This window comes from Escherichia sp. AM3 (genome assembly GCF_032029835.1).
GTDB lineage: Bacteria > Pseudomonadota > Gammaproteobacteria > Enterobacterales > Enterobacteriaceae > Escherichia > Escherichia coli.
Window position 1 is genome coordinate 1 of the sequence record NZ_JAVUPQ010000549.1, and the last position, 482, is coordinate 482.

Consider the following 482-nt stretch of genomic DNA (forward strand, 5'->3'; position numbering starts at 1 on the left):
TGCTAAATCCGGGAGCCAGGGAAGAGCTGAATGCGGCTTCCAGCATATGGCTGACAAAAGCACAATATCAGTATCTCCTCAGAATGGAAAATACTCTCCAGCCTGAGTCGAGGATATCCCTGCTCCTGGAACTGGTATCAAATGCCGAACATCACGGCTTTATGGAGCGCCTTGTAAACATCCCATAGCCAGTATTTCCCGGCCTTCGGGCCGGGCTTTTTTCAATTCAAGAGAATATTCCGGAGTGAAGCCTGCACGAAGCCATCCCCACCATGGACTCCCCCTGTCTTTTGATGGAACCGTGTATTTCTTAATGGCGAAAGAAATAAAAGGCTTCACCCCAGAGTATTGATTCGTTTTATCAAAGGCCGGCCCGTGCCATCACGTGTGGCGGAGAGAACGGATACCGGTCTTCTTTTCATCTCACAGTAGGACATTCGCATGACCACGACAGAACATCCCGTGCGCCAGTTGCTCTGGTG

The 482-nt window shown here is 50.4% G+C and carries 1 pseudogene; it reads left to right on the forward strand.

Features of this window, described 5'->3' with window-relative positions:
• A pseudogene (locus tag RTW80_RS27160) lies at positions 1-188 on the forward strand (transcription termination factor NusG); the annotation flags it as partial.
• Positions 189-482 lie beyond the last annotated feature (294 nt).